The 6752-nt window shown below is 71.8% G+C and carries 7 protein-coding genes; all 7 read right to left on the minus strand.

What is annotated here, in order from left to right:
• Window positions 1-340: 340 nt before the first annotated feature.
• Window positions 341-940, minus strand: coding sequence for a DNA-3-methyladenine glycosylase (locus tag VFN12_RS07735; RefSeq protein WP_325118058.1), 600 nt, complete (start codon window positions 938-940; stop codon window positions 341-343).
• Complete coding sequence (gene argH / locus VFN12_RS07740; RefSeq protein WP_325118059.1) at window positions 930-2363, minus strand: argininosuccinate lyase; 1434 nt, start codon at window positions 2361-2363, stop codon at window positions 930-932. The genes VFN12_RS07735 and argH overlap by 11 nt, the downstream gene beginning before the upstream one ends.
• Window positions 2350-2838 (minus strand): NUDIX hydrolase, encoded by a 489-nt coding sequence (locus VFN12_RS07745; RefSeq protein WP_325118060.1) that lies wholly within the window; start codon window positions 2836-2838, stop codon window positions 2350-2352. Before VFN12_RS07745 ends, argH begins: the two co-directional genes overlap by 14 nt.
• A gap of 8 nt (window positions 2839-2846) precedes the next feature.
• The gene (argG, locus tag VFN12_RS07750; protein WP_325118061.1) at window positions 2847-4277 is read right to left on the minus strand and encodes an argininosuccinate synthase; all 1431 of its coding nucleotides are present in this window, start codon (window positions 4275-4277) and stop codon (window positions 2847-2849) included.
• Complete coding sequence (locus VFN12_RS07755) at window positions 4274-4810, minus strand: arginine repressor (RefSeq protein ID WP_325118062.1); 537 nt, start codon at window positions 4808-4810, stop codon at window positions 4274-4276. Before VFN12_RS07755 ends, argG begins: the two co-directional genes overlap by 4 nt.
• Window positions 4807-5739 (minus strand): ornithine carbamoyltransferase, encoded by a 933-nt coding sequence (gene argF, locus VFN12_RS07760; RefSeq protein WP_325118063.1) that lies wholly within the window; start codon window positions 5737-5739, stop codon window positions 4807-4809. Before argF ends, VFN12_RS07755 begins: the two co-directional genes overlap by 4 nt.
• Window positions 5736-6752 (minus strand): acetylornithine transaminase (locus VFN12_RS07765; protein ID WP_325118064.1); only part of this gene is annotated, 1017 nt, incomplete at its 5' end. The genes VFN12_RS07765 and argF, both read right to left, overlap by 4 nt.

Consider the following 6752-nt stretch of genomic DNA (forward strand, 5'->3'; position numbering starts at 1 on the left):
CAACACCTGACAACAAACCCTAGCTATCGCCAGAATCATCATCAAACCATCAACAACCCAAAAAGGATCATCAACAGGGCATACAAAATAATTCATCGACTATTGACACACTGTTGAGTTCTCAAAAATCAGACGCGCACCGACACACACCCTCTCGGGCCTGCGCTGGGGCAACCTTGGAAAACTTACCGGTTCGGTCCGACCCCGTCAACTTGGGGGCCACCCGCACCGACCACGCGCGACATGCCCTTCGGGTCCGGCTCGAGGCCGGGCCCGGGGGCCGCGATCGCAGCGCCCGACAACGATAGCGCTCCCCCACCGAGGGACTCAACTCGGTATCTCATCGCGCGGTGCGCCGGCGCGGGAGGGCGACCGCGCTCCGGTACTGCGAGACCGTCGGCTCGTCCGGCAGCCAGAACCGCCATGCCCGGTCGGGAGCGTGGCGCAGACCCACCCGGGGACCCGTCGCCACCGGCCCGGTGGCGGGGTCGAGGTCGAGGGTGAGGGGCGGCGCGATCAGCGGCGCGCCGTTGTGCTCGAGATCGATCGCCAGGGCCCGGCAGAGCCGGGCCGGGCCGCGGGCCAGGTCGCGATCGGAGGACCGCGGGCGGCGCTCCCGTGCGGCCTCGAGACCGTCGACGACCTCCCCGGCCCGGAGCAGGACCGCGGAGGCCTCGCCGTCGGGCCCGCACACGACGTTGCAGCAGTGGTGCATCCCGTAGGTGAAGTAGACGTAGAGGTGGCCGGGAGGCCCGAACATCACCGCGTTGCGGGCCGTGGGACCTCGATGGGCGTGTGATCCCGGGTCGTTCGCCCCGTCGTACGCCTCGACCTCGGTGAGCCGCACGGCCACGTCGCCGTGGCGCAGCGTCGCGCCGAGCAGGAGGGGGGCCACCTCGAGCACGGGGCGGGTGAGCAGCTCGCCGAGCTCACGGCCCACCGAGCCACTCCCGCTGGGCGTGGACGGCTGCGGCCAGCTCTCCCAGCTGGTCGCGGACGCGGTCCGGCGCGGTGCCACCCCGGTCCTGGCGGGAGGAGACCGAGCCCTCGGCCGTCAGGACCGATCGCACCTCGGGCGTCAGCGCCGGGGAGATCGCCGACAGCTCGTCGTCATCGAGGTCGTGCAGCTCGAGGCCGAGCTCCTCGCACCGGCGGACACACGCGCCGGCCACCTCGTGGGCGGTCCGGAACGGGACGTTCTCGCGCACCAGCCATTCCGCGATGTCGGTCGCCAGCGAGAAGCCCTGGGGGGCGAGCTCGGCCAGGCGTGCGCCGTCGAACGTCAGGGTCGCGACCAGTCCCGTGAAGGCCGGCAGCAGCACCTCCAGGGTGTCGACGGAGTCGAAGACCGGTTCCTTGTCCTCCTGGAGGTCCCGGTTGTAGGCCAGGGGCAGGGCCTTGAGCGTGGCCATCAGGCCGCTCAGGTTGCCGATCAGGCGCCCTGCCTTTCCGCGGGCGAGCTCGGCGATGTCGGGGTTCTTCTTCTGGGGCATGATGCTCGACCCGGTCGACCAGGAGTCGTGCAGCTCGACGAACCCGAACTCCCGGGTCGACCAGAGGATGACCTCCTCGGCGAGCCGGCTGACGTCGACGCCGATCTGCGCGGTGACGAAGGCGAACTCGGCCACGAAGTCCCGGGCGGAGGTGCCGTCGATGGAGTTGGCGCTGGAGCCGGTGAAGCCGAGCTCGGCGGCCACCCCCGCAGGGTCGAGGCCGAGGCTCTGCCCGGCCAGGGCACCGGAGCCGTACGGCGAGTCGGCGGCGACCCGGAGGTCCCAGTCGCGCAGCCGGTCGACGTCCCGCAGGAGCGGCCAGGCGTGGGCCAGGAGGTGGTGGGCGAGCAGCACCGGCTGGGCGTGCTGGAGGTGGGTCCGGCCCGGCATGATCACGTCGAGATGGTCGCGCGCCTGGGTGGCCAGGGCCTCCACCAGGCCGAGGACCTGGCGGCCGATGACGCCCGCGTGATCCCGCAGGAACACCTTGAGGAGCGTGGCGATCTGGTCGTTGCGGCTACGGCCGGCGCGCAGGCGTCCGCCCACCTCCGGGCCCACCTCCTCCAGCAGCAACCGCTCGAGCGCGCCGTGGACGTCCTCGTCCGACGGATCCGGACGCAGCTCCCCGGCGGCGTACCGCTCCCCCAGCGCCTCGAGTCCACGCTCGAGCTGCGAGAGGTCGCCGGCGGTGAGCAGCCCGGCACGGTGCAGCGCGTGCGCGTGGGCCCGGGAGCCGGCGAGGTCGTAGGGGGTGAGCCGCCAGTCGAAGTGGGTGGACCGGGACAGCGCCTCCAGCTCCGGTGACGGCCCGGCGGCGAAGCGTCCGCCCCACAGCTTGCCGGTGTTGGTGGTCGACTCAGTGCCGCTCACGGGCTGCCTCCCTCTGGTCTTCCCGCTCCCGGATGGTGGCGACGGCCCGTCCCATGATCCTCGGGAGGTCCGGGTTTGCGGCCGTCCCGTCGGCGGCCAGCGCCTCCGGGGTCCACCACGCGGCCGCCAGGACGTTGCCCACCTCACCCGGTTCCAGGGCGTCCAGGCTGACCTCGACCCCGCGCTCGCACGCCATGGCGTAGACGGTCGCCTGGTTGAGGTACTCGACGCCGTCCCAGGAGAAGCGGTAGTCGCCTTCGTGGACCGGGCCGGTCAGGTCGCCCGGCTCCGCCTCGATGCCGGTCTCCTCCCGCAGCTCGCGCAACGCCGCCTCGACCCGGGTCTCGCCCGGGTCCACGGCTCCGCCGACCGAGATCCAGTGCAGGTCACCGGGGCGCGCCGGGTCCTGGCACTGCAGGAGCAGCACCTGTCCCTCGGGGCTGACCGGGAGCACCCGGGCAGCCGTGCGGATCACCGGGCCCATCAGTCGGTGCCGGACTCCATCGCGGCATGGTCGAGCGCCTCGTCGTCGAGCTGGTCGGCGTCGTCGCGGCGGGCGATCCGGTCGGCACCGCCCGGCTCGATGGCGCCGAAGAGGTTGCCGTGCTCGACCAGCACGTGGCCCTGGTCCTGCGGCTGCGCGGCGTACGACTCCAGCTTCGCGCGCGAGTCCGAGATGTCGAGGTTGCGCATGGTGAGCTGGCCGATCCGGTCGGTGGGGCCGAACACGGCGTTGTCGGTGCGCTCCATCGACAGCTTGTCGGGGTGGTAGGAGAAGTTCTCCCCGTCGGTGCGCAGGACGGTGTAGTCCTCGCCGCGGCGGAGCCGCACGGTCACCTCGCCGGTGACCAGGGAGGCCACCCAGCGCTGGATCGCCTCGCGCAGCATGAGGGCCTGCGGGTCGAGCCATCGCCCCTCGTAGAGCAACCGGCCCAGCCGGCGCCCCTCGGCGTGGTAGTTGGCGATCGTGTCCTCGTTGTGGACCGCGTTGAGCAGCCGCTCGTAGGCGATCCAGAGCAGGGCCATCCCGGGGGCCTCGTAGATGCCCCGCGACTTGGCCTCGATCACGCGGTTCTCGATCTGGTCGGACATGCCCAGGCCGTGACGGCCGCCGATCGCGTTCGCCTCGTGGACGAGCTCGACCGGGTCGTCGTAGTCCCGTCCGTTGAGGGCGACGGGCCGCCCCTCGACGAACCGGATGCTGACGTCCTCGGGGTCGATCCGGACCTCGGGATCCCAGAACTTGACGCCCATGATCGGCTCGACCACCTCCAGGGACGCGTCGAGGTGCTCGAGGATCTTGGCCTCGTGCGTCGCGCCCCAGATGTTGGCATCGGTGGAGTACGCCTTCTCCTGGCTGTCGCGGTAGGGCAGGTCGTGCGCGGTCATCCAGGCACTCATCTCGTGCCGGCCACCGAGCTCGTGGACGAAGTCCGCATCCAGCCAGGGCTTGTAGATCAGCAGGTCGGGGTTGGCGAGCAGGCCGTAACGGTAGAACCGCTCGATGTCGTTGCCCTTGAAGGTCGACCCGTCGCCCCAGATGTCGACGCCGTCCTCGTGCATGGCACGCACCAGGAGGGTGCCGGTGACGGCGCGGCCGAGGGGCGTGGTGTTGAAGTAGGCGCGCCCACCGGACCGGATGTGGAAGGCGCCGCACGCCAGCGCGGCGAGTCCTTCCTCGACGAGGGTGCGCCGACAGTCGACGGACCGCGAGATCTCGGCGCCGTACAGCAGCGCGCGCTCGGGTACGCCGTCGATGTCGGGCTCGTCGTACTGGCCGATGTCGGCGGTGTAGGTGCACGGGATGGCGCCCTTGGCTCGCATCCACGCCACCGCGACGGAGGTGTCGAGGCCGCCGGAGAAGGCGATGCCGACCCGCTGGCCGAGGGGCAGGGAGGTGAGGACCTTGCTCACGTGGGACGTTCCTTCTGTTCGGAGTGGTCGGTGGCCAGGGCCAGGAACCGCCGGGCGAGGTCGGCCCCACCGGCCGGGTCGCGGCCGATCACGAGGACCGTGTCGTCGCCGGCGATGGTGCCGAGAACGTCGGAGAGCTCGGTCTTGTCGAAGGCACTGGCGAGGTACTGGGCGGCACCCGGCGGCGTCCGGAGGACGACGAGGTTGGCGCTCGCGTCGGCCGAGACCAGCAGCTCGCCGCAGAGGCGAGCAAGGCGCTGGGCGGCCGCGGCGCTCGAGCCGGGTGCCGAGGGTCGTCGGTCGCCGCCCTCGCCCGGCACGGCGTAGACCAGGGCCCCTGAGGGTCCCCGGACCTTGACCGCGTCGAGCTCGACCAGGTCGCGGGACAAGGTGGCCTGGGTGACGTGGAGCCCGCTCTCGGCGAGCAGGTGGGCCAGCTCGCCCTGGGACTTCACCTCGCGCCGCGAGATCAGCTCGATGATGCACTGGTGGCGGGCGTTCTTGGTCGTGGGCCGGAGCGCGGTCTGGTTCATGGTGAGGCCTCCAGCAGGAAGGTGAGGACCGCCTTCTGGGCGTGGCGACGGTTCTCCGCCTCGTCCCACACGACGCTGCGCGGCCCGTCGATCACCGCCGCGTCGATCTCCTTGCCGCGGTGGGCCGGCAGGCAGTGCATGGCGATCGCGTCGGGCCGGGCCAGCGCGAACAGGTCGCTGGTGACGGAGAAGTCGCGGAAGGCCTCGGTCCGCCCCGCGCGCTCGTCCTCGGTCCCCATCGAGACCCAGGTGTCGGTCACCACCACGTCGGCGTCGGCCACCGCTGCCCGGGGGTCCGGCTCGAGCAGTACCGAGCCCTCGGTGCCCTCGGCGATCCGGGTGGCCTCGTCGACCAGCTGCGGGTCGGGCTGGTAGCCCTCCGGGGAGCTGACGCGCACCTCCATGCCGGCCGTCGCGCCGGCAAGCAGCCAGGAGTTGCCCATGTTGGACGCGCCGTCGCCGACGAAGGCGACGCTCAGCCCGGTGGTGCGGCCCTTGTGCTCGGAGACGGTCAGGAGGTCGGCCAGCAGCTGGCACGGGTGGAACAGGTCGGTCAGCGCGTTGACGACCGGGACGCCGGCGTGCTCGGCCATCTCCTCGATCCGCGACTGCTCGAAGGTGCGCCACACGATGGCCGAGGCCTGCCGTCCCAGCACCCGGGCCACGTCGGAGACCTGCTCGCGCACCCCGATCCCCGCCAGCGTGCCGTCGACCAGCATGGGATGGCCACCGAGCTCGGCGATCCCGGCGGCGAACGACGCCTGGGTGCGCAGCGTCGGCTTGTCGAAGATCATCGCGACCGTCCTGGGGCCGGCCAGCGGCCCGGGGGACACAGCGTCGTACGGGCTTGCCTTCCACTTGGCGGCCAGCTCCAGGACCCGCGCCTGGTCCGGCGGGGAGAGGTCGTCGTCGCGCAGGAAGTGCCTCACGACGTCGCCTTTTCGAGGATGCCCGCCCAGGCGTTGCCGAAGGCGGCCACGTCGTCGTCGGAGATCACGAGCGGAGGTGCGAAGCGCAGCGTCGCGGGACCGGTGTTGTTGAGCAGGAAGCCCGCCGCCCGCGCGGCGTCGACGACCGCGGCCGCGTCGTCGGTGGCAAGGTCCGCCCCGATCAGCAGTCCCCGGCCACGGACGGTGGTGACCTCGTGCCCGGCGACGATCGCGTCGGTGAGCCGCTTTCCGATCTTCTCGACCTCGTCGAGCAGCCCCTGGTCCTCGATCACGCCCAGCACGGCGAGTGCCGCCGCGCAGGCCACCGGGTTGCCGCCGAAGGTGGTGCCGTGGTTGCCGGGCTCGAAGAACGAGCCGGCCCGCCCGGTCGCGATGGTGGCGCCGATCGGGATGCCGCCACCGAGTCCCTTCGCGAGGGTGACGATGTCGGGCGGGTCCTCCGCCAGCTCGCGGTCGGCCTGGTGGGCGAACCACCGGCCGGTCCGGCCGATTCCGGTCTGCACCTCGTCGATCCACAGCAGGGCACCGCTCCCGGTGGCGATCCGGCGAGCCGCGGCGAGGTAGCCGTCGGGCGGCACGACCACACCGGCCTCGCCCTGGATCGGCTCGAGCAGCACGGCCGCGGTCTCGTCGGTGACCGCGGCGGCGAGCGCGTCGACGTCGCCGTACGGGACCCAGGTCACCTCGCCGGGCAGTGGCTCGAACGGGGTCCGGTAGGCCTCCTTGGCGGTGAGCGCGAGGGAGCCCATGGTCCGGCCGTGAAAGGCGCCCTCGGCGGCCACGATGCGGGTGCGGCCGGTGCGCCGGGTCAGCTTGAACGCCGCCTCGTTGGCCTCCGCGCCGGAGTTGGAGAAGAAGACGCGACCGTCGGTCGACCTCGACGTGGCCGGACCGAGCAGCAGGTCCAGCAGCCTCTCCGCCAGCTCGATCTGGGGCCGGCTGGCGAAGAAGTTCGAGATGTGCCCGAGCGTGGACAGCTGGTCGTGGACGGC

This window comes from Nocardioides sp., from assembly GCF_035703625.1.
Taxonomy (GTDB): domain Bacteria; phylum Actinomycetota; class Actinomycetes; order Propionibacteriales; family Nocardioidaceae; genus Nocardioides.